The sequence below is a fragment of the Marinifilum fragile JCM 15579 genome, from assembly GCF_001310955.1.
Taxonomy (GTDB): domain Bacteria; phylum Bacteroidota; class Bacteroidia; order Bacteroidales; family Marinifilaceae; genus Marinifilum; species Marinifilum fragile.
Map to the genome: position 1 here is coordinate 190,078 of NZ_BAZX01000004.1, position 25,411 is coordinate 215,488.

Sequence of the window (25,411 nt, forward strand, 5' to 3'; positions counted from 1 at the left end):
CTTGCATTTTGCCGATAATTATTGATATATTCGTTCGTATGGAACTAAATTTGATATTGGCAGCATTGGCAACCTATGTGCTGAATATGCCATTTGGCTATGTTCGTCAGGGATTTAAAAAGTTTTCGGTGATGTGGTTTATTGCCATCCATGCTCCAATTCCTTTCGTTGTTTTGTTTCGCAAACTGTTCGGATTAGGATTTGAGTTGTATACCTACCCAATAATGGTAACTTCATTTTTTCTGGGACAATTTACAGGTAAGAAGGCTAGAATTTATTGCGATGGCAAAAGGGTGAAGGAAGATGTGGAAATTTACGATACAAAAAAAGACCGGGACTGATCCGGTCTTTTTGATATCATCAATTTAGATTTTATAATCTTTCTTTGATTTTTGCAGATTCTTCTTCGAAACCTGGTTTCTCAAGCAATGCAAACATATTGCTTTTGTACGCTTCAACCCCTGGTTGATCGAATGGATTTACATCCAAGATGTATCCACTAACACCACAAGCAATTTCGAAGAAATAAAGCAACTCACCCAAATAGAATTCATTTAGTTGAGGCATTTCAATTTTTAGATTAGGAACACCACCATCAACATGTGCCAATTGAGTTCCCAATTCAGCCATTTTATTTACTTCATCAACACGTTTTCCAGCAAGATAATTTAACTTGTCCAAGTTGTCTTTATCTTCAGGAATCAATACAGTGTGGTTTGGCTTAGCAACAGAAATTACAGTTTCGAATATATTTCTCTGTCCTTCCTGAATATACTGTCCCATAGAGTGAAGGTCACTAGTGAAATCAACGCTTGCAGGGAAAATACCTTTGTTTTCTTTACCTTCACTTTCGCCGTAAAGTTGTTTCCACCATTCAGCAACATTATGAAGTTTTGGATTGTAGTTGGCAAGAATTTCGATGCCTTTTCCTTTTTGGTATAGAGCATTTCTGGTAGCAGCATAAAGCAATGCCGGGTTTTCTTCAAAAGCTGCTGCAACCGAATAGTCTTGCATTGATTTTGCTCCTTTTACCAAGGCTTTAATATCATGCCCAGCAACAGCAATTGGTAATAATCCAACAGGTGTTAATACAGAATAACGCCCACCAACATTGTCAGGAATTACAAATGTTTTATAGCCTTCCTGATCAGCAAGGGTTCTTAAAGCACCTTTTGATTCATCAGTAATGGCAACGATTCTTTCACGAGCTTCTTCTTTACCTACTTGCTCTTCCAACATTTCTTTCAATAAACGAAAAGCGATAGCAGGCTCCGTTGTTGTTCCTGATTTTGATATTACACAAATACCAAATTCGATGCTTTTCAAAATATCTGTTAATTCGTATAGGTAATCTTCACTAATGTTCTGACCAGCATAAAGTACCAAAGGGTTTTCATCTCCAGAATTTAGGTGATCAAAACTGTGAGCAAGTGCATCATTAACAGCTTTTGCACCAAGGTATGAACCACCAATACCCACAACTACCAATACTTCAACTTTATCCTTTAATGATTTTGCAGTGGCTTCAATGTCATTTAATTCTGCTTCAGTAATTCTTGAAGGCAAATCAACCCAACCAACAAAATCATTTCCTTTTCCGGTTCCTTCGTGAAGGGAAATAAGGTGTTTTTTACTGCTTTCTTCAAACTTAAAAATCTCTTCCTTACTTACAAAGTCAAGAGATTTGTCGATACTCAATTTAATGTGTTCCATTGTGTAGAAATTAAGCCTTACATTTTACCTCTATCTGAACCGATACCCCTCCAAATAGTTTGATAGATATAGAATGTAAAAGTTGTATTTAAAAAGTTTATTCTTACGTATATCCGCTGCAAAAATACAGCTAAAATTTAAGTCTAACGTAAATCTTCTGTTAATAATTTTATTTCTATGGTAGGAGAAATACGTTCGTATAAAATATTGTAAACAGCCATGGTAATTGGCATATTTACGTTGTAGTGTTCGTTGATTTCTTTGATACATTTAACAGCATAGTATCCCTCAGCAATCATGTGCATTTCAAGTTGTGCCGTTTTTACAGTATATCCTTTGCCAATCATGGTACCAAAGGTGCGGTTACGGCTAAATTGTGAATAGCATGTTACCAATAAATCACCCAGATAAGCAGAACTCTTAATGTCGCGGGTAATTGGGTGAACTGTATCTACAAAACGTTTAATTTCTTGTATTGCATTGGAGATAAGTACCGCCTGAAAGTTATCGCCATAACGAAGTCCATGACAGATTCCCGCCGCAATTGCAAATACATTCTTAAGTACGGCCGAATACTCAGTACCGTATATGTCATCAGAAATAGTAGTTTTGATATAAGGACATTCTAGGTTAAGAGCCAGCGATCTCGCTTTTTTTGTGTCCTGACATGCAATGGTTAAATACGATAAGCGTTCCATAGCTACCTCTTCGGCATGACAAGGTCCTGAAATAATACCAATGCTATCTAATGGTACATTATAATGTTCGTTAAAGAATTCACCAATAATCATATTCTCATCTGGAACAATACCTTTAATTGCCGAAACAATAATCTTATCTTCTAAGCTAACCGTTAATTTCTTTAAAGCATCTTTTAAGAAAGCCGACGGAACTGCAAATATGATCACATCCGAATTTTTAATTGCTTCATTCAAATTGTTGTAGAACTCAATGTGATTAAGATCGAATTCAACTCCAGTTAGATATCTTGGGTTGTGACTAAGTTGTTTAAATTGTTTGATGGTATCAAGGTTTCGCATGTACCAGTTAAGCTTCAGATCATTTTCGCGAAGTATTTTTGCGATTGCTGTAGCCCAACTACCACCTCCAATAATGGCAATTCTCGACGATTCGTTCATATTTTATTGCTAAGTCTTTTTAAAATAGAGAGTTGTTTTTGTAAGTAACAGATCTCTAATTTAATAAATATCGGAGGAAGGGAAAAATTCCCAACCTCCGATCATGTTATATTTCCTAATAAAATAAGTTTAAGCTAACCAAGCTTTTACTTCATCCTGACTAGGATTATTTAAACCCATTTTTAATTTTTTGTTCCAACCACAAATATCTTGGTGCAGTTTGGTAGCTTTTTCCTCTTTAAGAGCTTCTACAGTTTGGAAACCGGCTTTACGAATAATAGGCATCCATTCTGGAGCAATTCCTAATTCAATAAATTTTTCATCACTATCAACTGCAGCTTTTTTCTCTGGTCTCATTTGTGGAAAAAATAGTACATCCTGAATTGAATGAGAGTTGGTCATCAACATGGTTAAGCGGTCTATACCAATACCCATACCCGATGTAGGAGGCATACCATATTCAAGAGAACGAACAAAGTCCATATCAATAAACATTGCTTCGTCATCTCCTTTTTCGCTCAATCTCATTTGTTCTTGGAATCTTTCCAACTGATCGATAGGATCATTTAACTCAGAGTAGGCATTACAAACTTCCTTACCGTTCACCATAAGCTCAAAACGCTCGGTTAACTCAGGATTATCTCTATGTTTTTTACAAAGAGGAGACATTTCGATTGGATAGTCAGTAATGAAAGTTGGTTGAATGTAGTTGCCTTCACATTTTTCACCAAAGATCTCATCAATTAACTTTCCTTTACCAAAAGTTTCGTCAACCTCAATATTTAATTGCTTACAAACATCGCGAAGTTCATCTTCATTCATTCCGTTGATGTCAATTCCTGTGTGCTCTTTAATAGAGTCAATCATAGAAATACGTTTGAATGGACGCTTGAAATCAATTTCTTTGTCTCCCACTTGTACTTTAGTTGTACCATGAAGATCTAAAGCAACTTTTTCAATCATCTCTTCGGTGAAATCCATCATCCAGTTGTAGTCTTTGTAGGCTACATAGATTTCCATTACAGTAAATTCAGGATTGTGAGTTCTGTCCATACCTTCATTACGGAAATCTTTTGCAAACTCATAAACACCATCAAATCCACCAACAATAAGTCTCTTTAGATACAATTCGTTGGCAATACGCATGTACAATGGAATATCTAAAGCATTGTGATGAGTGATAAATGGACGAGCCGATGCACCACCTGGAATTGCTTGCAAAATTGGAGTTTCAACCTCAAGATATCCCTTGCTGTTGAACAACTCGCGCATTGAGTTAATGATTTTAGTTCTTTTCAAAAACACTTCTTTTACATCCGGATTTACTACCAAATCAACGTAACGCTGACGGTAACGCATTTCAGGATCACTAAAAGCATCGTATACTTTTCCGTCTTTTTCTTTTACGATAGGAAGAGGACGGACTGATTTTGAAAGAACTGTCATTTCGGTTGTATGAACAGAAGTTTCTCCAACCTTTGTTTTAAATACGTATCCCTTAATTCCAATAAAATCTCCAATATCCAAAAGCTTTTTGAATACTGTGTTGTAAAGAGTTTTATCCTCTTCAGGGCAAATAGAATCGCGGGCAATGTATACCTGAATTCTTCCTTTTGAATCCTGAAGTTCAATAAAAGAAGCTTTACCCATAATTCTTCTGCTCATTATTCTACCTGCAATACAAACCTCTTGTAGGTTGTTTTTTTCAGGATCGAAATCTTTCAGAATATCTGTAGAATAATTATTTACATGATATTGTGCTGCAGGAAATGGGTTGATGCCCAAATTCTGCATTTCCTTTAGGGAATTTCTTCTAATGATCTCTTGTTCACTAAGTTCTAACGCATTCATCTTAATCTCAATAAAGTTTATTCGGGTGCAAAGATATAATAACCTGAGCAATTTGTGAATTCATCGCTATAAATACTTGTAAAAAAATAAACTAGTTGTAAAATTTTATGCAGTTAGGGCATTCAAAATACAGAATATGAGATCATCTGCTTAAAAATTCTTAATTGTAATTGAATATGCATGGTAGTGAGGTTTTTATTTTTTATTATTGCAGCACAATTAGCGGTATTTAGATTGAATAAAAATAATATCCAGTGTCAAAAACTAGTTAAAAAGCCCTTTAAATTGAGTGCTAATTCAATCCTTTCGAATACCTTTGCATGAATTGAAATTTTATTGCAAGAATTATGAATTGTTGTGAAGTTTTAATGTTGATAATTGGTTGCAAAATAGATTATTGACGGAAATAGGGAGAATGTTGAGATGAAAATAAAAAGAAAGCCAGATTGGCTAAAAATACAGCTGCCAAAAGGTGACGATTATGCCTACGTAAATGGCATTGTTCAAGAACACGGATTGCATACAATTTGCTCGAGTGGAAAATGTCCTAATGTTGGAGAGTGTTGGGGAAATGGAACAGCAACATTCATGATTTTGGGAAATATTTGTACAAGAGCATGTAAATTCTGTAATGTTCCTACCGGAAAACCACTTCCTGCTGATACAAAAGAGCCTAAGAGATTGGCGAGATCAATTAAATTGATGAAGTTAAAGCATGCAGTTATCACCTCTGTGGATCGTGATGATTTGGAAGATGGAGGATCAAGAATTTGGGCGGAATGCATTAAGGAGATTAAAGCTGCCTGTCCGGGAACTACCATGGAAGTTTTAATTCCGGATTTTAATGGAAAAGAAGAGGATGTACAGCGAGTTATCAATGAAAATCCAGAAGTAATTTCTCACAATCTTGAAACGGTTCGTCGCTTGACACCAGAGGTTAGAAGTCGTGCAAAATACGATCTTAGTTTAAAAGTCTTAAAGCAGATTGCCGATTCAGGAATTGTTGCAAAATCGGGAATCATGCTTGGTTTGGGTGAAACCGAAGAGGAGATTTACCAAACGATGGATGATTTGTTAGCTGTTGGAGTTAAGGTAATGACCATAGGTCAATATTTACAACCAACCCGTAAACATTTGGAACTTCAGGAATATATAAGTCCAGAACAATTTGAAAAATATAAGCAAGTAGGATTGGAGAAAGGCTTTTCATTTGTTGAAAGTACTCCACTTGTTCGTTCATCATATCACGCAGAACAACACGTTAATGCACTTAAATTAAAGCAGGTTTTAAAAAATGATTAATACGATTTTTAGAGACTTGGGTTCGGTTGAATACCAAGAAGCCTGGGATTATCAGGAAAACTTGTTTCAGGAAGTATTACAATCGCGACAAGCAAATTCTGAACTTCCTGCAGAGGAAAAAAACTTAAGTAATAATTACTTGCTATTTTGTGAACATCCACATGTGTATACTTTAGGAAAAAGCGGTAAAGAGCAGAATATGTTGCTTAATATGCTGCAACTGCAGGCAAAAGAAGCAAGTTTTCACAAAATAAACAGAGGTGGGGATATCACTTATCATGGTCCTGGACAAATTGTTGGCTATCCAATTCTAAATTTGGAAACCTATGATATGGGAATCAAGAAATACATTGAGACCCTTGAGCAGGCCATAATCAACTGTATCGCAGATTATGGATTGAAAGGTACTCGATTGGATGGAGCTACTGGAGTTTGGCTGGATATCGATACACCAAAAGTTCGTAAAATTTGTGCCATTGGGGTTAGAGTTAGTCGATGGGTTAGCATGCATGGTTTTGCTTTTAATGTGAATACCGATTTGAAATATTTCGATTACATAAATCCATGTGGATTTGTTGATAAAGGTGTAACCTCATTAAAAAAAGAGCTAGGCAAAGAGCTTGATATTGAAGAGGTAAAACATAATTTAAAAAATCATATTGCAAATCTGTTTGATATGAAGCTGGAAATTGACTAATTTGGCTAGCTAAAATCTTAAATATGGAAAAGAGATGGGTAATAAATGAGCCGGGCGATGAAGAAACGGTTGGCGCACTAATGGAATCATTGGGTGTTGACCGAGTGATTGCCAATCTGTTAGTTCAGAGAGGAATCACAACCTTCGATATGGCCAAAGCTTTTTTTCGTCCCAGTCTCGACGATTTGCATGATCCTTTTCTGATGAAAGATATGACCAAGGCGGTTGACCGATTGGTTATCGCCATGGAGAAGCAAGAGCGTGTGATGGTGTATGGCGACTACGATGTTGATGGCACCACATCTGTAGCTCTTGTTTATACATATCTAAAATCTCATTTCGATTTTATAGACTACTATATTCCTGATCGCTACTCGGAAGGTTATGGGATTTCCAAAACTGGAATCGATTATGCAGCAGAGAATAATATTAGTTTGATTATCGCACTGGATTGTGGAATTAAAGCCATTGGGAAAATTGATTACGCTAGCGAAAAAGGAGTTGATTTTATCATTTGTGATCACCATACGCCAGACGAAACTTTGCCAGATGCAGTTGCAGTGTTAGATCCAAAAAGAAGTGATTGCGAATATCCTTGTGATGTTCTTTCGGGTTGTGGCGTTGGATTTAAGTTAATGCAAGGATTGTCTATCAGGAAAAATTGGCAGTTCGAAACACTAATTCCTCTTCTGGATTTATTGGCGGTAAGTATTGCATCGGATATTGTTCCAATTACAGGAGAAAATCGTGTTTTAACCTATTATGGATTAAAGCGACTGAATGAAAAACCTCGCTTGGGATTAAAAACAATCCTTAAATTGGCTGGTGTTTCAAAAGATTTGAGCGTTAATGATATTGTCTTTAAAATCGGTCCAAGAATTAATGCTGCAGGTAGAATTCAATCGGGAAATCATGCGGTACAGTTGTTAATTGCCGAAAGGGAAGAAGCTGCTACTTTAATTGGTGATACCATAAATGGATTGAACGAGGACCGAAAAGAGTTGGATCATAACATTACCGATGAAGCTTTGGAACGTGTAGCTAAAAGCAAAACTTTGCTCGAAAAGAAGAGTACGGTTTTGTTTGATCGCAACTGGCACAAAGGGGTTATTGGAATTGTGGCTTCTCGAATGATTGAAACCTATTACAAGCCAACTGTAATTCTTACCGAGTCGAATGGATTTGCAACGGGCAGTGCTCGTTCGGTAGATGGTTTCGATTTGTACAATGCAATATCGGCATGTAGCGATTTGCTGGAAAACTTTGGAGGTCATAAGTATGCTGCCGGCCTAACCATGAAAATTGAAAATGTTAGTGCTTTCCAACAACGTTTCGAGGAATATGTTTGCGAAAACATTACAGATGATATGTTGGTTCCTCAGATAAAAGTGGATGCCAGCATTAAACTTTCCGATATCACACCTAAATTTTTCAGAGTGTTGAAACAGTTCGAGCCTTTCGGACCTAAGAATATGACACCTGTATTTATAAGCGAAAAGGTAGTGGATTATGGATATAGCCGCCCGGTTGGTAGAAATAAAGAGCATCTTAAGCTTTCGGTTGTTGATGATATCCGAGAAGGAGATGTAAAAGGCGGTATTGCTTTTTCGATGGGTAATCTGTATTCGAAGATATCTAGCGGTTCTCCTTTCGATGTTTGTTACTCAGTTCAAGAAAATGAGTACATGGGAAAAGTAGAAACACAACTTATGGTTCGTGATATTAAATTCTAATCTTCATTTCCGATATCTTATTGTTTAAAACTTACTTAGATTGTGTCTGTTTAAGAAAAAAAGATTTTTTAGCTGACGATTTCTAATCAAGGATCTAATTGAGTTTTTTGATTTAATGCACTCCTTTGCGTTGATTTATTGAACTTTTCGAATTTGTCAGTTTCGAGAAGCTTATTATCTTTGCGCCAATTTGTGAATTTTTAAATCCATTTTATGATCCTTACTCAAGAAGCTACGGCTCCGGGATTCCAAAGTCCCGCGAAAAGAATTATTTTGGGAGTACAATTTCTCTTTGTTGCCTTTGGCGCAACGGTACTAGTCCCATTGTTAGTTGGTATTGACCCAGCAGTCGCATTGTTTACAGCAGGAATCGGAACCTTGATTTTTCATTTGATCACAAAAGGTATGGTTCCTGTTTTTTTAGGCAGTAGTTTTGCCTTTATTGCTCCAATTGTAGCCGCAACAGAATTATATGGTTTGCCTGGAACCTTATCTGGATTAATTGCGGTAGGTTTGGTGTACGGTTTGGTTTCCGGAATCATCAAAATTTGGGGATTAAGAGTTATCGAGAAAATTTTTCCATCTATTGTTGTTGGACCAGTTATCATGATTATAGGTTTGTCCTTGGCTCCTGTTGCAGTTAATATGGCTAAAACCAATTGGATCATTTCTTCTGTTGCATTGTTAACTGCTATTTTAATTGTAGTTTACACCAAAGGAATGCTGAAATTGATTCCTATTTTCTCTGCAATTGTTGTAGGATACATTGTATCAGTAGTTTTAGGTCAAGTTGATTTCACACCAATTAAAGAGGCAGCATGGTTTGCACTTCCTGAGTTTGTTCGTCCTGAATTAAATTGGAGCGCTGTTTTATATATGATTCCTGTTGCGTTTGCTCCGATTATTGAGCATGTTGGCGATATGTATGCAATTGGTGGAGTGGCAAACAAAGAGTTTGTTAAAAAGCCAGGTTTAAACCGAACTTTATTGGGTGATGGTGTTGCTACTGCTTTTGCAGGATTTTTTGGTGGACCACCAAATACAACTTACTCAGAGGTTACAGGTGCAATTGCACTAACAAAAGTTACCGATCCAAGAGTGTTAAGAATAGCAGCGATTACAGCATTGGTGTTTTCATTAGTTGGTAAGGTAAGTGCATTCCTTAAAACCATTCCTCAAGCTGTTTTGGGTGGAATTATGCTATTGCTTTTCGGTATGATTGCAGGTATTGGTATTAAAACTCTTATCGATGCGAAAACAGATTTTACAAAAACCAGAAACCAGGTAATTGTTTCAGTTGTACTGACTGTTGGTATTGGTGGAGCACAAATTTCATACGGTAATTTTTCATTGGCAGGAATTGGTTTGGCATCGGTAGTAGGTGTGGTTTTAAACCTGATTTTACCTGATAAATCGAATCCAATTAAGGGTAGTGAAGTTGTGGAAGAATAATTGAGAATTAGATTATTATTTAAATTTTAATCGGGTTAATAAGTATTCTGTTAAAAATTGATTAAATTTGATTCTGTTAACCTGAATCTAGGTTTAGGTTTTAACATCCCTTTTATATATAAAGCCCCTGTTAAGGGGCTTTTTTATTGTGAAGGCTGCCAAAACTGACAGTCTTTTTTACCACAGGGTAAAATTAGTTAGCATTTCGTGAATGGGGGTAGATATTAATACTACTAAAAGCAGCAATACGCCAAAAAATAGATATGTATTTGCTAAATATTTTTCCAATTTCTTGGATAACTTACCTAATAGCATGGCTAATAATAAAAGCATAAAATAACTAATAGAAGAAATTCTATCTTCATATTTAATATCCAGGCCCCAAAAACAACAAGCCAGTAAAATGCAATATGCAACTGTTAGAATTAGATTTCTCATTTTCGCTTTATTCAATTTATTGCTTTTCTAATCCTCTATAGTGAATGCTACCTTTAGATAGTTCTCGGTATTGAAAGCTATATTCTTCTGAAAACATGTAAGAATACCAGTTCCAAAATTGAAGTGGTTTACGTTCAAAAGTTCTAAACAATTCTGTACCCTTATAATGCGGATCATCTTCCTGCAAAAGTTCAAAATAGGTTTTTACTCGTTCAAATTTACCTCCTTTTGAAGGAACATAGGTAAACTTGTATTTCCCATTATAGGTCTCGTAGGTATATCCCTTGCCAATTCCCTCAGCAGCAAGGTTTATTAAGCCACTTAATAAATTCGCAAGAACTATTGTTATTAGACTAAGAGTAAGCACACTTCTTATAATTCTTTTCATAGCAACATTATCTACCTATTTGTATTTTAATAAGCACTAATAATAGTTAATTCCCATTATGCTTAAAAGGTAACCCAGTAAAATGTATGTTATGAAACATGAATTATGTATTTTAATATTAAAGAGTTCTGTAATGTCTGTGTACACAGGTAATAGATGATTATCTATTTAGGTAGAATGATTCTATATAGTAATTGTGTATTGGTCTCTATTTTAATGTTCACTAAGTTTATATGTGTAGTGATATAAATAACTGAAAAAGAACCACAAGAAGACCGTATAATATCCCACGAATATAATTTATGAATATTACGTATTGCAATTGTAATGCAATTTTAGAATAGGGTGTGTTGTGCCTTTTAACTCGCGCATCATGCATAGTAATAATTTTTAAAATTCAATATTATGGAATATTCCTTGTATGATTGTATGTTAACCAAAGACAATCCCAACGATAAGCTTGGGAAAGTGATGAACCAGAAGCCCAAAAACTTTGAAAATTTATTGGGTAATCTTACTGGCCCTGGTTCCATTTTAAAGGAAACAGAGTCGAAAGCTGTGATCGAAAAGTATTGGGAAACCATTATTGGCTTTGTTCGTGAAGGTTATAGTTATCACGACGATCACATTAGTGTGAATTTGGACATTGCCGGTGTTTTCGAGGACGAAAACGATAGGTTCGATCCATCGCGCCACAGCATTAATGTGAGTATTGTTCCGTGCAATAAATTAAAGACAGCTACTCAAAATATTAAGCCTACCTATGTGAAACCGAATAGGGAAGTGCCGGAAATTCAAAAGGTTTACGACTGGGGAACTGAAAAAATGGATGAGTTTCTTACTCCAGGTTCAGTACTTGAGATTGAAGGTAGTGCACTTAAAATTTATGAGGAGATTGATGGGCAAGGTGTATTTTTCATTAACAAGGCCGATGGGGTAGAAACCAAGGCTGGCATGCCTAAATTAAATGAGCCCAAGAAACTTTCCTTAAAAGTTCCAGCTTTAAACCCAGGTCAATATAGAATAGAGATTCGCAATACTACCAGAAATGGGAAAGTGTTACGAATCGGAATATCAACTACATATTACATTGTGCAATAGATAGTGTCCCAATATCTATTTGCAACTGCCCGCATCTTATTCTAAGGTACGGGCTTATTTTATGCTTCACTTTCTTTGAGCAAGGGCATGCTTCCACCGAGAGCAAGGGCATGCTTCTATCGAGAGCAGGATCATGCTTCTGCCGAGGGCAGGGGTATGCTCCTATCGAGAGCAATAGTCTGCTCAAATGGGTAAATGAAATGTGAACGTAAAAACCGCTTAAAACATTAAGAAAGTTTCCAATTGAATTACTTTTGGTAGCGAAACTGATACCTGCCGTATTTGAATTGGTTTTGTTGGCCATCTTTGATAAAGTATCCTTTGTTGTCGCACAAGCTGTTGCCCTAGTAGTAGGTGCATGAATGATGAAATAAGTTGATGGTCAGTTTTTATCGAGAGGATGGTATTTTGTGATATTTTTCATCAATAATAAGATTTTAACATGCTTAGCATATTGCAAAATGAGAGGCAGATCGTAAAAAGAAAATCCCTCTCTACTGAAGTAAAGAGGGATTTTGAATATGGAAAATTCTACTTTGATTTTTGTGCTATCAATTAGGCAAAATAGAATTTAATAATAAACAACACCGCTATAACAATCATTACCGGGCTAATTTCTTTGTAACGACCCGTAAGCAATTTTAATGTTACGAACGACAACATCCCAAATACAATACCATCAGCAATACTGAAAGTTAATGGCATCATGATGATACAAAGGAATGCTGGAATTGCTTCTGTAAAGTCGTTCATATCAACCTTCAAAATTGGCGACATCATGAATAAACCAACAATTACCAAAGCAGGAGCTGTTGCAGCTGAAGGAATCATTACAAATACCGGAGCAAATAACAATGCCAAAGCAAACATACCTGCTGTTGTAAGTGCTGTCATACCTGTTTTACCACCTTCCGATACACCAGCAGCACTCTCAACATAAGTTGTAACGGTTGAAGTACCCAAGATAGATCCGAAGAATGTACCAACAGCATCGGCAAATAAAGCTTGTTTTACACGAGGTACACGACCTTCTTCATCCAACATATCTGCTTTCGAAGCTACACCAACCAAGGTTCCTACTGTATCGAACATATCTACAAATAAGAAAGTGAACAATACGATGGCCATATCAATGGTGAAGATTTGAGAGAAATCGAATTGGAAAAAGATAGGAGATATTGATGGAGGAATACTTACAAACTTGTAGTTTTCCGGCATGTGAGTTACTCCTAAGATTAATGCCAATATGGTTGAGAAAAGGATACCAATTAAAAGAGATCCTTTTACGTTTCTTGCAAAAAGAACACCTGTTACCAAAATACCAACTAATCCTACAATTACGCTTGGGCTTTTCATATCGCCTAAACACACCAATGTAGCAGGATTATCAACAATAACGCCAGCTCCTTTTAATCCAATAAATGCAATAAATAGACCGATACCAACCGAAACGGCGTGTTTCAAGTTTAACGGAATGGAGTTAACAATTAGCTCGCGAATGTTGAAAGCTGTTAATAAAAGGAAGATGATACCTTCAAGGAACACTGCAGTTAAAGCAAATTGCCAGCTGTATCCCATTCCTAATACTACGGTAAATGCGAAGAATGCATTTAACCCCATACCAGGAGCCAAGGCGAAAGGTAATTTAGCAACCAAAGCCATCACTAAAGTTGCGATGATAGCCGAAATGGCAGTTGCTGTAAAAACAGCTCCTTTATCCATACCGGTTGCACTTAAAATATCTGGGTTAACCGCAAGGATGTATGCCATGGTCATAAAGGTAGTGATACCGGCAACAATCTCTGTGCGAAGGGTTGACCCTTGTTTGGTAATGTTAAAAAACTTATCTAACATGATTACTAGTTTTTAATTGTTGATTAGAAATTCCACTTCACAGCAAGAGTTGGACGAACTTCGAAATCGTCACCTGCAAAGTTGTTAGAGATTTCAATCTCGCTACCAAAAGAAAGGTTTTTAGTTGCATTGTACCAGATTTGAGGCTCAGTTAAGAATACTGTATCATCTGATAAACCATTTTCAGTCCAAAGATCAGCAAAACCTGAGAAAGTCATTTTGCCATCGAAGAAGTTAACATACCAAGTACCTGTAATTTGGAAGTTTGCTTCGCCAGCATCTTTAATTGCTTTGTAACCTGCGTAAGTTGAGAATCCTGATTTAGCACCACCTTTTGCGTAGTTTACACCAAAAATCCAAGCATTGTTAATGGTATAGCCAAAGTTCATGTCTGGAGTTTCAGCGCTACCAACACCACCATTGTACTCAATGTGTAAACCAACTGGCATTTTCTCTGTTTTTAATACACGAGCAATCTCGAAGTATCCTTGGTTGATACCGTTTTCTGCATCGTAATCAAAATCGATAAATGTAAAAGTGTTACCCCACTTGTCCATTTTGAACATTTCAAAAGTAGTTGTGAAGTGTCCACGGTCGAAATCGCGGTGTAATTGAAGGTTTTGTGCATTAGCAGCAAAAGAAACCAAAACAGCGAAAATAGCAAGTAATTTTTTCATGATAAATTAAATGATTGTTTAATAGAATTTAATTAAGTAAAAAATTTATAAATGGTTGTTTAATTCTTTGTGATCTCTTTTAAGTGGTTGACAACTATAGGGCAACCAGTCTCCTTTAATTTTTGATAGGATTGATGACCTGAGGCAATTAAAATGCAATTGCATTTTAACTCCTTTGCAACTTCATAATCGTGTGTAGTGTCGCCAAACAGGCAAACTTCACTGGCTTTTAATTCATGTTTTTTCATCAATTGTAAGCCATTGTCAATTTTCGAACTTGCATATATGTTATCAATTCCTGATATCTCATCGAAATACTTAATGATATTCTCGTTTCGAGTTGACTCATTAAGCATGTTTTGTTCCATTGCTGATAAAATGAATTGCTTTTTGCCCTCTTTGTTAAAGTGAGTAAGCAAATCAACAGCTTCCGGAAAAATCCCTGAATGAGGCAATAAAGATGTATAATGATTGATGAATTCATTTGCAGCTTTATCCCAATCTTCGGTTTCAAAATCAAATCCTACCGCTTCGTAATAACTTTTCACTGGAAAAGTAAATACCTCACGATAGTGCTCGGTTGTTAGTAAAGGCAATCCTCTTTTGTTTAGCATTTTGTTAATGCTAAGCACCCCAATCGACAAATCGTCGAGTAAAGTACCATTGTAATCCCAAATAATTGCCTTAAAATCTAACATGCTAGCTTTAGTTTAGGATTTGAGGTTAGACAAAGAGTTGCTTTTGTAATCGAGTGAAGGTCGATAGGATCTATTATAACTTGTTTGCCTCCTAACTCTGCACCAATCGGAAGATGCTCCAATTGTAATGTAGAAGAGTCGAGAAAAACAAGGGAATCTTTTAATAGATCATGGGAGGAATATCCACTATAGATGTAAAGGGTAGACTCTTGAATATTTTTCAAGGTAACCATACTACTCTTTTGGTTTCCTCTAAGTTGTATATTGGAATTGGATTTGAAATCGGATGAACCAGGCAGGCAGTCAACAACAGCTCCCGTTTTGTTTTCGGAAAGTACAAGGGATTTGGTTACGTGACAAATATGCATATCAGTCTTCTCAGGTACATGCTCAGTTCCTAATTCGATAGGATCTGTATCGTACTTGCTAATTGCACATTCTATGTTTACTCGATCTATATTACGAGCTGCATTGGTCTTTTTCATCCTTTCGTTTTTTGGCCCAATCCTGAAGGTTACCTCCTGATTGGGAACTACCAGTTTCCCAGATGATATTTTTTAAATGAGCGGCAAAAATAGTAAATTTTTTAAATTTCAAAATTGTTTCAATTCAATTCCGAGATCGATATTCTTGCAGAAGTCTTGTATTTAAAGAGATTGAAGTGTATGAAAAAAATGTAGTTTTAATTTTAAATGAATTAAAATTGTAATGAAGAAACATTTAGACCCATTCCTATTTGTAGTAATCGATAATATTACTCTGTTTGTTGTGTTCATTAAATATCTATTGCACAACGCTTAAATCACTTTAAGATATATATGGTCTTATTAGTTTCATCATGATTATCTATAAAAGACAATCTGATTTAATGCTGTTTTTGAACTGAATTTGGTATTTCTTATTATTCCATCCACCAAATAAATTCATTCTATATTATATAGATGGCGGAAAAACGATGGGCGAAATACAATTTGGAAAGTGAGATTGTGTAAACTTTATTCGTAAAAAGCCTCAATTCCTGGATATTCAAATTTCTTAATTGCCATTTCCTGAGGGAAAATCATGTATTGAACTTCAGCTTCAGAACACACTTTTCCGTCCGGATCAAGAATTTCAGCATGGATGGTTGCAAATCTTCTGTCTTTCGAAATTAGTTTTCCGCGAATGGTTAGTTTTCCTTTATCCGTAAAGGCTGAGTTTTTAAATTTGGCATTCAGAGCTGTAGTTACTCCTGCAGTTTCACATTTAACAAATACTACCCAACAAGCAATTTCGTCTAGAATTGTAGTTTGAATTCCACCATGTAAAACATTTTTAAAACCAGAAAGGTGAGTTTTTGGTTCCCATTGGGAAACAACATACTCGCCATCTTCAAAAAAATCCATTTGTAAGCCTTGTTCATTGTCAGGCGAACAGCCAAAGCATTTTCCGTTTTCAGTAGAACGATATGGGTTGATGATCTTTTTCATGATGCGACCTTAAGTTTTAATTTTAAGAGTTCGAAAGTACAATAAGAAAATCATTGTAAAAAATCTAAAATCGAAATTTCAATTGAAGTTTTACATCAGATTTTGTATCGCCATGAATCAATGAGGTACCTGATCCAATACTTTCCGTATCGGAATACTTTGTTTGAGCATATCTGGCATAAAAGGTAATTTTATTATTGACTTTATAATTAAGATTGAAGTAAAATCGACTTCCTTTATTGTAATAGGCTGGAACTGAATAAGAATATAGGATGTCATTTTCATAAGCATAAATTCTTGTGTCGTAAGAATCGGTATCGAATAATGCATATCGCAAACTAATGTTTAATGGAAATTGGGAAAACCTATAAATCAAATCCTGATAAATGAGAAAACCATTTTCGTTCTGTTCGCCTTGTTTGTGTTTTGTAAACTCTATTCTGTTTCTAATTTCCCAGTTTGCTGCAGGCTTTGCCGATAGGTGCAGGCGATATTGAGTTTTCTCAAATTCAACAGGGGTATTTATAAAATCAGCATTAACATTATCAGCCTTGTTTTCTTGTTTATACCTGAAATAAACCGATAATTTATCGCTGTTTGTATATTCAATTTGTGAAAAATATTCGTGGCCATTGGTTGGCGAATTGCTCGAATATCTTAGCCAGTGAAATTCAAACTGATCGTAGTAAGCTTTTATGCTCCATTTAGGAAATGGATGAAAATTAATTCCGATGTAAATTCCTTCTTCATTTTGGCTTCTACTTTGTTCCGAAAGGGAATTTGAGTAGTGAGCGTGAAAATCCTTATCGTATTTGCGATAAATAGTCTCAAGATTGAATTGAGGGTGAATTTGAATGTTTGCTCCTTGCAGTATTCCAATGCCACCTGATTTTGATCGAGAAGCTTCGCCAAATAAATGAATATTATTGATTTGAGTTTGATAGTTTATGCTTAGGTTGTAATTGTTCTTACCCGTAAAATTGTATTGAGAATATGCTTTTTCGGTGATTTTTATTTCTGGGGAATAGGAGTATTGAATAAATGCAGCACCAAATTGTGTGTTCTTTAAATTCCAAGTGAAATATCCGCCAAGCAACTTCTCTTTTACGGCATCTTTTTTGTCTAACTCATTCCTGTTTCGGTGCAAACCTGTATTTACAATGCTAGATGCATAAGATGAAATGGTGTCAGCATCTGAACTTGCATCAATCTTTTTATAAGAAGCAAATGTAGCTATGTCAATTCCATTTAAAGGGGATATGATAATGGAAGCTCCCCGAAAAAATCGATTTTCATCAGTTGATTTGTAGGATCTGACACCTTGGGATTTTTTTGCATTTTGAGTTGTGAAGGAAGATTTTTTACCGCCCATGCCTGACCACAAACTTAAACCTTGGCCAAATTTGATTTGATAATCGCCCAGGTTGATCTGTTTTAAAAGTCCATTTGATTTTTTTTGAATATGAGCCGAATAAAAATCAAATCCATTAGAGTTTTGATCCTTAAAGAATGGTTCGCCTTTATCGTTTTCTGCTGTAAACCCGAAGTCTATTCCCGAATTAGGAGATTGCATTTGGTATCTGCTGTAATATTTCCATGGATCTCCAAGGTATTTAGAATTCTCACTGGTTGTGTTATATCCAGCCTCTTTTTGAAAATTGTGTTCGCTTCTGATTAAGAGTTGGTGTTGTGTTTTTTTAATGATGATTGGTTTTGGATTTGCCTTTGTGGAAATTAAAGGAGCTATATTTTTAACCAACTCGGCAGAGAAACCTGTAATTAATTGTATTTCGTAAATACTAAGTATGGCTCCATTTTTTTCGCGGTACTTAATTAATTGCTCTATCTGGTTTTGGTTCAAAAAGTATAACTTTTCCAAATCATGAGCACTTGCCGTGTTGATGTTTAATGGATTTTGAATCAATTTGGTGATTTCCTCTAATAAATTGGTGTAATCTGGACTTTCTTCCTCTTGTTCTGCGATGTTTTCAATGATTCGTTCTATTAAATCTTGTTCTCCTGCCGTGTTTTGTGCATTAGAAATACCTAAACCAGAAAAGAATAGTATCGATAATAGTATGCTGTGAATTCGTTTCATGATTCGGTTTTAAAACTGAAAACTGATATCGGCAGAAGGAGTATAGCCAAGAACAGGGTGTCGTGAGAATGCGATGTTTGTTTTTAAGTTAGAGAAATTAAATCCAATACCGAGACTTATTGAATTTGGGTGATTGTATGCTCCTGCCCGAATGAATAGTTTTTCGTTTACAGGGTATTCTATTCCTGCTTTTACTTGTAAGTCATCATCTAAATTTTTTAATATTTCAGAACTGATGATGGCTCCGTTCGATAATTTCCATGAAATTCCAAATCGGCCTACTGTTGGGATTTTATCATCGTAATCCCAGGTTTTGAAGTTCTCCTGTGTAGGATTGGTAAGATGGAAACCCATATAGAAATTGGAAGCAATTTCTGCTAACAATCCAAATTCGAATGTATACTTTGATTGTGATCCATATTCGGTATATAGTTTCTTTCTTATCTGATTGAATTGTAAACCAGCCCAAAAGTGTTTTCCTAAAGCTCTTGAATAGGAAAGTCCGATTTTAGACTCTTTGTAAAGTTCAAAACCGAATTGAGTGTAGTTTCCAGAAAAGCATCCAAATTTACTTGGGACATTAATATGGAATGATTTTGTGCTTAATTCTTTGTTTGTGAATCTGTTTTCGTAATAAGCACCAAAAGATTTTTTCTTTAACAAAGCAAGACCAGCTTGGTTGTGGAAACCTGACCATTCATCATAGAGAGCAACGGATGCATTTCCCATTGCAAAATATCGTGCTCCTGCAGGCCTGTTTTCGTTTGAACCGAAGACTTTTATTGAGATGAATAAAAGAATGAATAATAAAAATGTGCGCATAGTATATTAAAAACTGTTTTATAGGATATTTACATACAAATATCATTAAGCTAAGCTTAAATTTGTAGAAGCCTAGCTTTATGATGCGCTCTGATTTTTATTACTTCTATTTTGGTAGATTGAGATTGAAAATCATTGTTAAATTAAAATAAAAAATCTGCATATCATAACGAAATGCAGATTTATTTCTATAAATAGGATTATGCTTTCCTAGTTAGTTTTGTAATCGTATTTTACAGTCGATAATTCTTCGTTTGCTTTAACGATTTTTTCTTTCAATCCTTCTTTAAATTCAATTATAGCTTCTTGAAGGTCTTCGTCTCCTACAGCAAGAATTTGTGCTGCAAGAATACCAGCATTCATTGCACCGTTGATTCCAACTGTTGCTACTGGAATTCCTGGAGGCATTTGCGCGATGCTTAAAAGTGCATCCATTCCATCAAGAGATGCGTTAATCGGTACACCGATTACAGGAATTGAAGTCATAGCTGCAATTACACCAGGAAGGTGAGCTGCCATTCCTGCTCCTGCAATGATAGCCTGAATACCATTTTCTTTTGCATTTTTTGCAAATTTTTCAACTTGTTCAGGAGTTCTGTGTGCAGATAATGCATTGATTTCAAAAGGAATTTTGAAGTCGTTAAGAACCTTTGCCGCTTTTTCCATAACTGGCAGGTCTGATGTGCTGCCCATTATAATACTAACTTTCGCTTTCATTTGGTTTTTTCGTGGATTTAATAAATAAAATGACAAAAAATTGTACTTTTGCAGCAAAATAAGGAATTGTTTTAATTCCAGAATGTGAACCTGCATCCGTCGCTAATTTTAGCGTAAAAATGAAAAAAAAATATGTATGTTCCATATGGAGTTGAAACATTTTTTATTCCCTAAAAGGAATAAGGATAAAATTACATTAACGATAGCTTAGGGCATTGCCTTAACCGCCCGATAACTCAGAAAAATTCTGACAGGGGAAGTCGGACAACTAAGACAAATATTAAAGACTAATGAAAACTGTAAAACTTCTTGATCGAGAATTTCGTGTATCAATTCCAGCAGAGGAAATTGATAAGGTAATTGCCCAAATGGCTGACAAAATGAATAAAGAATTAGCAGGAAAAGATCCTTTGTTCATTTGTATTTTAAATGGTTCGTTCATGTTTGCATCAGATTTGATGAAACAAATAACTGTTGAAAATGCACAAATTACTTTCATGCGTTTGTCATCTTACGAGGGAACAAACACTACAGGTAAAGTAAAAAAATTAATGGGCTTTACTGAAGACTTGAAAGATCGTACAGTTGTATTGTTAGAAGATATTGTAGATACTGGAATCACAATTTCGAATACTTTGGAGCAAATCAAAGATTATGAAGCAAAAGAAGTGTTGGTAGCAACAATGTTGTTCAAGCCAAAGGCTCTAATCAGAGATGTGAAATTACACTATGTTGGAATGGAAATTCCTAATGATTTTATTGTTGGTAGAGGTTTGGATTATGATGGAATTGGAAGAAATCTACCAGATATCTATACTGTAATTGATTAAATAATGTTAAATATTGTTTTGTTTGGACCTCCAGGTTCAGGGAAGGGTACGCAATCTAAATTAATACAAGATAGATTTGGCTTGATCCATCTTTCAACTGGAGATGTGTGCAGAGAGGAAATAAAGAAAGCTACACCGGAAGGGTTAGAAGCGAAGCGACTAATTGATGGGGGTAACTTCTTTCCTGATAAGTTGGCATATCGAATAGTAGAGAAATTTATTGATTCAAATTGCGAATCGAAAGGATTTGTTTATGATGGGATGCCACGCCATGTAGGTCAGGTTCCTGTTTTTGCAGAAATGCTTGCCAAACGAAATGGTATTGTTGATATTGTGGTCGAGCTAAAAGTAGAAGAAGAGGAGTTGATTCAACGTTTGTTGAAAAGAGGCGAAACTTCAGGTCGACCAGATGATAGCGGACGTGAAGTAATTGAAAAGCGTTTGCGAATTTATGATGATGTTACTGCGCCAATCGCAGAAGAATACAAAAAAACAGGTGTTTACTATTCTGTTGATGCTATGGGATCAATGGATGAGGTTTTGGACAGAATTTCTAAACTAATTGAGGAAAAACTATCTCTTACACCTGAATTTGTTGAAGTGCAATAGAAAATAAAAGCTATGTCAGGATCTAATTTTGTTGATTACGTAAAGATTTTTTGTAGATCGGGAGCTGGAGGAAATGGTTCAACACACCTTCATCGTGATAAATTAACGATGAAAGGAGGTCCTGATGGTGGTGATGGTGGTCGTGGAGGTCATATCATTATTCGTGCGAACGCACAATTATGGACTTTGATTCACCTAAAGTTTAGTCGTCACGTTTTTGCTGGTGATGGTGGATCGGGTAGTCAAAGTAGAAGTACAGGTTTCGATGGTGAAGATAAAGTAATTGAAGTGCCATTGGGAACTGTTGCACGTGATGCTGAAACCGGAGAGGTTATTTTCGATGTAACCGAAGATGGAGAAGAGAAAGTGCTTGTAAAAGGAGGACGAGGAGGTCTAGGCAACTGGAATTTCAGATCTTCAACAAACCAAACTCCAAGATATGCGCAATCGGGAGGAGAAAGAGTTGAGAGATCGGTTATTTTAGAGCTGAAAGTTCTTGCTGATGTTGGATTGGTTGGATTTCCAAGTGTAGGAAAATCTACTCTTCTTTCTGTGGTATCGGCAGCTAAACCAAAAATTGCCGAATATCACTTTACTACCTTGGTACCTAATCTTGGAATTGTGGCTTATCGAGATGATCGTTCTTTCATAATGGCCGATATTCCTGGGATTATTGAAGGAGCACACGAAGGTCGTGGCTTAGGTTTGCGATTTTTACGACATATTGAAAGAAATTCGGTCTTACTGTTTATGGTGGCAGCCGATAGTAACGACATTCACAACGAATACAAAATTCTTTTGAATGAATTAAAGCAATTCAATCCTGAATTGTTGGATAAAAAAAGACTACTTGCTATAACTAAATCAGATATGTTGGATGAGGAATTGATGGATGAAATTAAGCAAGATTTGCCTGATGTACCATGTGTTTTTATATCTTCAGTCGCTCAAAAGGGAATCATGGAGCTAAAAGATATGATTTGGAAAGCAATTAACGAATAAAATAAATAGTGAATGGATACCTTAATTCAATTGGATAAAGAGCTTTTGATTTGGCTAAATAGCCACAATACACCATTTTGGGATGTTGTAATGATGTTTTTTACCCGCAAAGAATTTTGGATTCCATTATATCTTTTGCTTTTGTACCAGATTTACAAAGTAAAAGGAAAAGAATCCATCTATTGGATTTTAGGTGCATTCTTACTGATATTTTTGTGTGATCAGATTTCTACACAACTATTTAAAAATGTGTTTGAAAGATTTCGTCCAAGTCATGATCCTAGTTTGGAAGGAATTGTAAATTTGGTTAGCGGTTACAAAGGCGGTCAATATGGATTTGTATCCTCTCATGCAACAAATTCATTTGGTTTTGCCCTTTTTACATCGCTATTGTTTAGAAATAAATTATACACATTATTCATATTTACTTGGTCTTTATTGGTAGTTTATACCCGTATTTATCTTGGAGTTCACTTTCCTGGTGATGTAATTGGGGGAATGATTTTAGGATTGCTACTCGGATATGGTGTTTATCGATTAACCAAGTGGTTTTCTAACTCACGTAAAGGGCCATTAACAAGAGGTAGGCGAAATATTCAATCCCTAACTTATTCTTCAGCCTTGTTGATTATCGGAGTGGCTTCTATAGAAATTATTACCATTTGTTTGGTGGTGAAAAAGCTGTTAAAATACGGACTGTTTTAATTCTTCTTTTTTAGAACAATAATTGATAAATTTCCATCGGAGGATTGATTATTGTTAAATTTTGGTGCGTGTTTTTTATAAAATTAAGCTTTCTCTTAATTTGGAATCATTTTGATTGCTCTAATCATATTGATTGATTTTTAGAGGGATATGTTTTAGCAGTTCTTTTCTGAATAGATGATTATCCTTGTCTTTTAACAGCCTGTTGATAAACTACTTTCTTAGGAATCGTTCTTTTAGCTATATTTGTAAAAACGCGAAATTTTCATGACTGCAAAATATTCTGAAGACTCAATACGTACACTAGATTGGAAAGAACACATCCGTAAACGTCCTGGGATGTATATCGGGAAATTGGGCGATGGATCTTCCCACGATGATGGTATCTACATTTTATTAAAAGAAGTAATTGATAACTCCATTGACGAATTTGCAATGGGTATTGGTAAATCAATAGAGGTTATCATTACCGATCGTAAAGTTACTGTTCGTGATTATGGACGAGGTATTCCTTTGGGAAAAGTTATTGATGTAACTTCAAAAATGAATACAGGGGCCAAATATGATTCAAAGGCCTTTAAAAAGTCCGTTGGATTGAATGGTGTAGGTATTAAAGCCGTAAATGCTTTATCTGATGAATTCATTATTGAATCTTTTCGTGATGGAGAAGTAAAAAAAGCTCAATTTTCGAGAGGTGTTCTTGTAAACGAGGAAGAAATTCAGCCATCGGAAGAAAAGAATGGAGTTAAGATTACTTTTCATCCAGATGAGGAGATGTTTCCGAATTACAGGTTTATTTCGGAATACATCCAAACCATGTTGAAGAATTACGTGTATTTGAATGCAGGTCTTTCGATATACTTTAACGGAGAAAGATTCCTTTCTAGAAATGGTTTACTAGATCTTCTGACAGAGAATATGAACTCTGAGGGGTTATACGATATTGTTCATCTGAAAGGTGATGATATTGAAATCGCACTTACACATGGCAGACAATACGGTGAGGAATATTATTCGTTTGTAAACGGACAGCATACTACCCAAGGAGGAACTCATCTTGCAGCATTTCGTGAAGCGGTTGTAAAAACGGTTCGCGACTTTTACAAGAAAGATTTCGATACATCGGATATCAGAACTTCAATAATTGCAGCAATTAGTATAAAAGTTGAAGAACCAGTTTTTGAATCACAAACCAAAACCAAATTAGGTTCTAAAGATATTGGGCCAAATGGACCTTCGGTTCGTAATTTTATTATGGATTTTGTGACTTCGAATTTGGATAATTACTTGCACAAAAATCCAGAGGTTGCAGATATCTTGCATAAAAAGATCCTTGAAAACGAGAAGGAGCGTAAGGCAATTTCAGGAATCAAGAAAATCGCAAAGGAAAGAGCGAAGAAGGCAAGTCTTCACAACAGAAAATTGCGCGACTGTAGAGTTCACTTTAATTCAAAGCACGAATCAAAATCCGAAGCCTCAATTTTTATTACCGAGGGAGATTCTGCCAGTGGATCGATTACAAAATCAAGAAATGTAAATACCCAGGCTGTATTTAGCTTGAAAGGGAAGCCTCTTAATACTTATGGGTTGACTAAAAAGATTGTTTACGAAAATGAGGAATTTAATTTACTACAAGCAGCCTTAAATATTGAAGATGGAATGGAAGGCTTGCGTTATAACAACGTGATTATTGCAACGGATGCCGATGTGGATGGTATGCACATTAGGTTATTGTTGATCACTTTCTTCCTACAGTTCTTTCCTGATTTGGTGAGAGGAGGACATCTGTACATTTTACAAACTCCTTTGTTCAGAGTTAGAAATAAGAGAAAAACTTACTATTGCTACTCTGATGAAGAAAGAGAGAAGGCAATTAAACGTTTGGGAGCAAAACCCGAAATTACACGATTTAAGGGATTGGGTGAAATTTCACCTGACGAATTCAAAAACTTCATTGGAAAAGATATCAGATTGGATCCGGTTGTGATGAAAAAAGATGATTCTGTTTCCAAAATGTTGGAATTCTATATGGGAAAAAATACACCGGAACGACAGACATTTATTATTGATAATTTGTATGTTGAGAAAGACGAGTTGTAAGAATTCAGAACCTACA

At 35.6% G+C, this 25,411-nt stretch carries 24 protein-coding genes; 11 read left to right on the forward strand and 13 right to left on the reverse strand.

Translation table 11 applies throughout. The features are described 5' to 3' along the window. The first annotated feature begins 38 nt into the window (after positions 1 to 38). Positions 39 to 341 carry a hypothetical protein gene (locus JCM15579_RS05485; RefSeq protein ID WP_174888098.1) on the forward strand — a complete coding sequence of 101 codons (303 nt, stop codon included), beginning with the start codon at positions 39 to 41 and terminating at the stop codon, positions 339 to 341. Positions 342 to 372: 31 nt separating this feature from the next. On the opposite strand, the gene JCM15579_RS05490 is transcribed toward JCM15579_RS05485, so the two are convergent. The 3 genes from JCM15579_RS05490 to lysS form a co-directional block, all read right to left on the reverse strand. Beyond that, positions 373 to 1,713: a glucose-6-phosphate isomerase gene (locus JCM15579_RS05490; protein WP_054716881.1), complete on the reverse strand. Its 1,341-nt coding sequence runs from the start codon at positions 1,711 to 1,713 to the stop codon at positions 373 to 375. A 143-nt stretch (positions 1,714 to 1,856) separates the two neighbouring features. Further along, complete coding sequence (locus JCM15579_RS05495) at positions 1,857 to 2,852, reverse strand: NAD(P)H-dependent glycerol-3-phosphate dehydrogenase (protein WP_054716883.1); 996 nt, start codon at positions 2,850 to 2,852, stop codon at positions 1,857 to 1,859. Positions 2,853 to 2,981: 129 nt separating this feature from the next. Continuing rightward, positions 2,982 to 4,703 (reverse strand): lysine--tRNA ligase, encoded by a 1,722-nt coding sequence (gene lysS, locus JCM15579_RS05500; RefSeq protein ID WP_054716885.1) that lies wholly within the window; start codon positions 4,701 to 4,703, stop codon positions 2,982 to 2,984. Between the two features lie 396 nt (positions 4,704 to 5,099). Between lysS and lipA the strand changes: the two genes are divergently transcribed. From lipA to JCM15579_RS05520, 4 genes are all read left to right on the forward strand, one after another. Next, positions 5,100 to 6,005, forward strand: coding sequence for a lipoyl synthase (lipA, locus tag JCM15579_RS05505; protein WP_262493489.1), 906 nt, complete (start codon positions 5,100 to 5,102; stop codon positions 6,003 to 6,005). After that, positions 5,998 to 6,702, forward strand: coding sequence for a lipoyl(octanoyl) transferase LipB (gene lipB, locus JCM15579_RS05510; RefSeq protein WP_054716892.1), 705 nt, complete (start codon positions 5,998 to 6,000; stop codon positions 6,700 to 6,702). Before lipA ends, lipB begins: the two co-directional genes overlap by 8 nt. 23 nt (positions 6,703 to 6,725) lie before the next feature. After that, positions 6,726 to 8,435 (forward strand): single-stranded-DNA-specific exonuclease RecJ, encoded by a 1,710-nt coding sequence (gene recJ, locus JCM15579_RS05515; protein ID WP_054716894.1) that lies wholly within the window; start codon positions 6,726 to 6,728, stop codon positions 8,433 to 8,435. A gap of 213 nt (positions 8,436 to 8,648) precedes the next feature. Further along, entirely contained in the window at positions 8,649 to 9,887 is a 1,239-nt protein-coding gene (locus tag JCM15579_RS05520) for a uracil-xanthine permease family protein (protein WP_054716897.1), read from the forward strand. Positions 9,888 to 10,064: 177 nt separating this feature from the next. On the opposite strand, the gene JCM15579_RS05525 is transcribed toward JCM15579_RS05520, so the two are convergent. Together JCM15579_RS05525 and JCM15579_RS05530 are read right to left on the reverse strand one after the other, a co-directional pair. Further along, positions 10,065 to 10,325 (reverse strand): hypothetical protein, encoded by a 261-nt coding sequence (locus JCM15579_RS05525; RefSeq protein ID WP_054716899.1) that lies wholly within the window; start codon positions 10,323 to 10,325, stop codon positions 10,065 to 10,067. Positions 10,326 to 10,341: 16 nt separating this feature from the next. Then, on the reverse strand, positions 10,342 to 10,713 hold the full coding sequence (locus tag JCM15579_RS05530) for a hypothetical protein (RefSeq protein ID WP_054716902.1): 372 nt from the start codon (positions 10,711 to 10,713) through the stop codon (positions 10,342 to 10,344). A 405-nt stretch (positions 10,714 to 11,118) separates the two neighbouring features. Between JCM15579_RS05530 and JCM15579_RS05535 the strand changes: the two genes are divergently transcribed. After that, a complete protein-coding gene (locus JCM15579_RS05535; protein WP_054716905.1) occupies positions 11,119 to 11,814 on the forward strand; it encodes a DNA-binding domain-containing protein in 696 nt (231 codons plus the stop codon). 555 nt (positions 11,815 to 12,369) lie between these two features. Here JCM15579_RS05535 and JCM15579_RS05540 read toward each other — a convergent pair. The 8 genes from JCM15579_RS05540 to purE form a co-directional block, all read right to left on the reverse strand. Beyond that, positions 12,370 to 13,668, reverse strand: coding sequence for an NCS2 family permease (locus JCM15579_RS05540; RefSeq protein WP_054716908.1), 1,299 nt, complete (start codon positions 13,666 to 13,668; stop codon positions 12,370 to 12,372). Between the two features lie 23 nt (positions 13,669 to 13,691). After that, complete coding sequence (locus JCM15579_RS05545; protein WP_054716913.1) at positions 13,692 to 14,345, reverse strand: DUF5020 family protein; 654 nt, start codon at positions 14,343 to 14,345, stop codon at positions 13,692 to 13,694. A gap of 59 nt (positions 14,346 to 14,404) precedes the next feature. Further along, positions 14,405 to 15,043 carry an HAD family hydrolase gene (locus JCM15579_RS05550; protein WP_054716915.1) on the reverse strand — a complete coding sequence of 213 codons (639 nt, stop codon included), beginning with the start codon at positions 15,041 to 15,043 and terminating at the stop codon, positions 14,405 to 14,407. Beyond that, positions 15,037 to 15,528, reverse strand: coding sequence for a YbaK/EbsC family protein (locus tag JCM15579_RS05555; protein WP_054716917.1), 492 nt, complete (start codon positions 15,526 to 15,528; stop codon positions 15,037 to 15,039). The genes JCM15579_RS05550 and JCM15579_RS05555 overlap by 7 nt, the downstream gene beginning before the upstream one ends. A gap of 510 nt (positions 15,529 to 16,038) precedes the next feature. Continuing rightward, entirely contained in the window at positions 16,039 to 16,512 is a 474-nt protein-coding gene (locus JCM15579_RS05560) for a PaaI family thioesterase (protein WP_054716920.1), read from the reverse strand. 64 nt (positions 16,513 to 16,576) lie between these two features. Continuing rightward, a complete protein-coding gene (locus tag JCM15579_RS05565; protein WP_054716923.1) occupies positions 16,577 to 18,610 on the reverse strand; it encodes a helix-hairpin-helix domain-containing protein in 2,034 nt (677 codons plus the stop codon). Positions 18,611 to 18,619: 9 nt separating this feature from the next. Further along, positions 18,620 to 19,432, reverse strand: a complete 813-nt coding sequence (locus tag JCM15579_RS05570; protein ID WP_054716926.1) for a PorV/PorQ family protein — start codon at positions 19,430 to 19,432, stop codon at positions 18,620 to 18,622. A gap of 210 nt (positions 19,433 to 19,642) precedes the next feature. Further along, positions 19,643 to 20,149: a 5-(carboxyamino)imidazole ribonucleotide mutase gene (purE, locus tag JCM15579_RS05575; protein WP_054717084.1), complete on the reverse strand. Its 507-nt coding sequence runs from the start codon at positions 20,147 to 20,149 to the stop codon at positions 19,643 to 19,645. 290 nt (positions 20,150 to 20,439) lie between these two features. On the opposite strand from purE, the gene hpt reads away from it, so the two are divergent. From hpt to JCM15579_RS05600, 5 genes are all read left to right on the forward strand, one after another. Next, positions 20,440 to 20,979, forward strand: coding sequence for a hypoxanthine phosphoribosyltransferase (gene hpt / locus JCM15579_RS05580; RefSeq protein WP_054716929.1), 540 nt, complete (start codon positions 20,440 to 20,442; stop codon positions 20,977 to 20,979). Between the two features lie 3 nt (positions 20,980 to 20,982). Next, complete coding sequence (locus JCM15579_RS05585; RefSeq protein WP_054716932.1) at positions 20,983 to 21,588, forward strand: adenylate kinase; 606 nt, start codon at positions 20,983 to 20,985, stop codon at positions 21,586 to 21,588. A gap of 12 nt (positions 21,589 to 21,600) precedes the next feature. Then, positions 21,601 to 22,590 carry a GTPase ObgE gene (obgE, locus tag JCM15579_RS05590; RefSeq protein WP_054716935.1) on the forward strand — a complete coding sequence of 330 codons (990 nt, stop codon included), beginning with the start codon at positions 21,601 to 21,603 and terminating at the stop codon, positions 22,588 to 22,590. A 12-nt stretch (positions 22,591 to 22,602) separates the two neighbouring features. Next, on the forward strand, positions 22,603 to 23,295 hold the full coding sequence (locus JCM15579_RS05595; RefSeq protein ID WP_054716937.1) for a phosphatase PAP2 family protein: 693 nt from the start codon (positions 22,603 to 22,605) through the stop codon (positions 23,293 to 23,295). 267 nt (positions 23,296 to 23,562) lie between these two features. Beyond that, entirely contained in the window at positions 23,563 to 25,395 is a 1,833-nt protein-coding gene (locus JCM15579_RS05600; protein WP_054716940.1) for a DNA topoisomerase IV subunit B, read from the forward strand. Positions 25,396 to 25,411 lie beyond the last annotated feature (16 nt).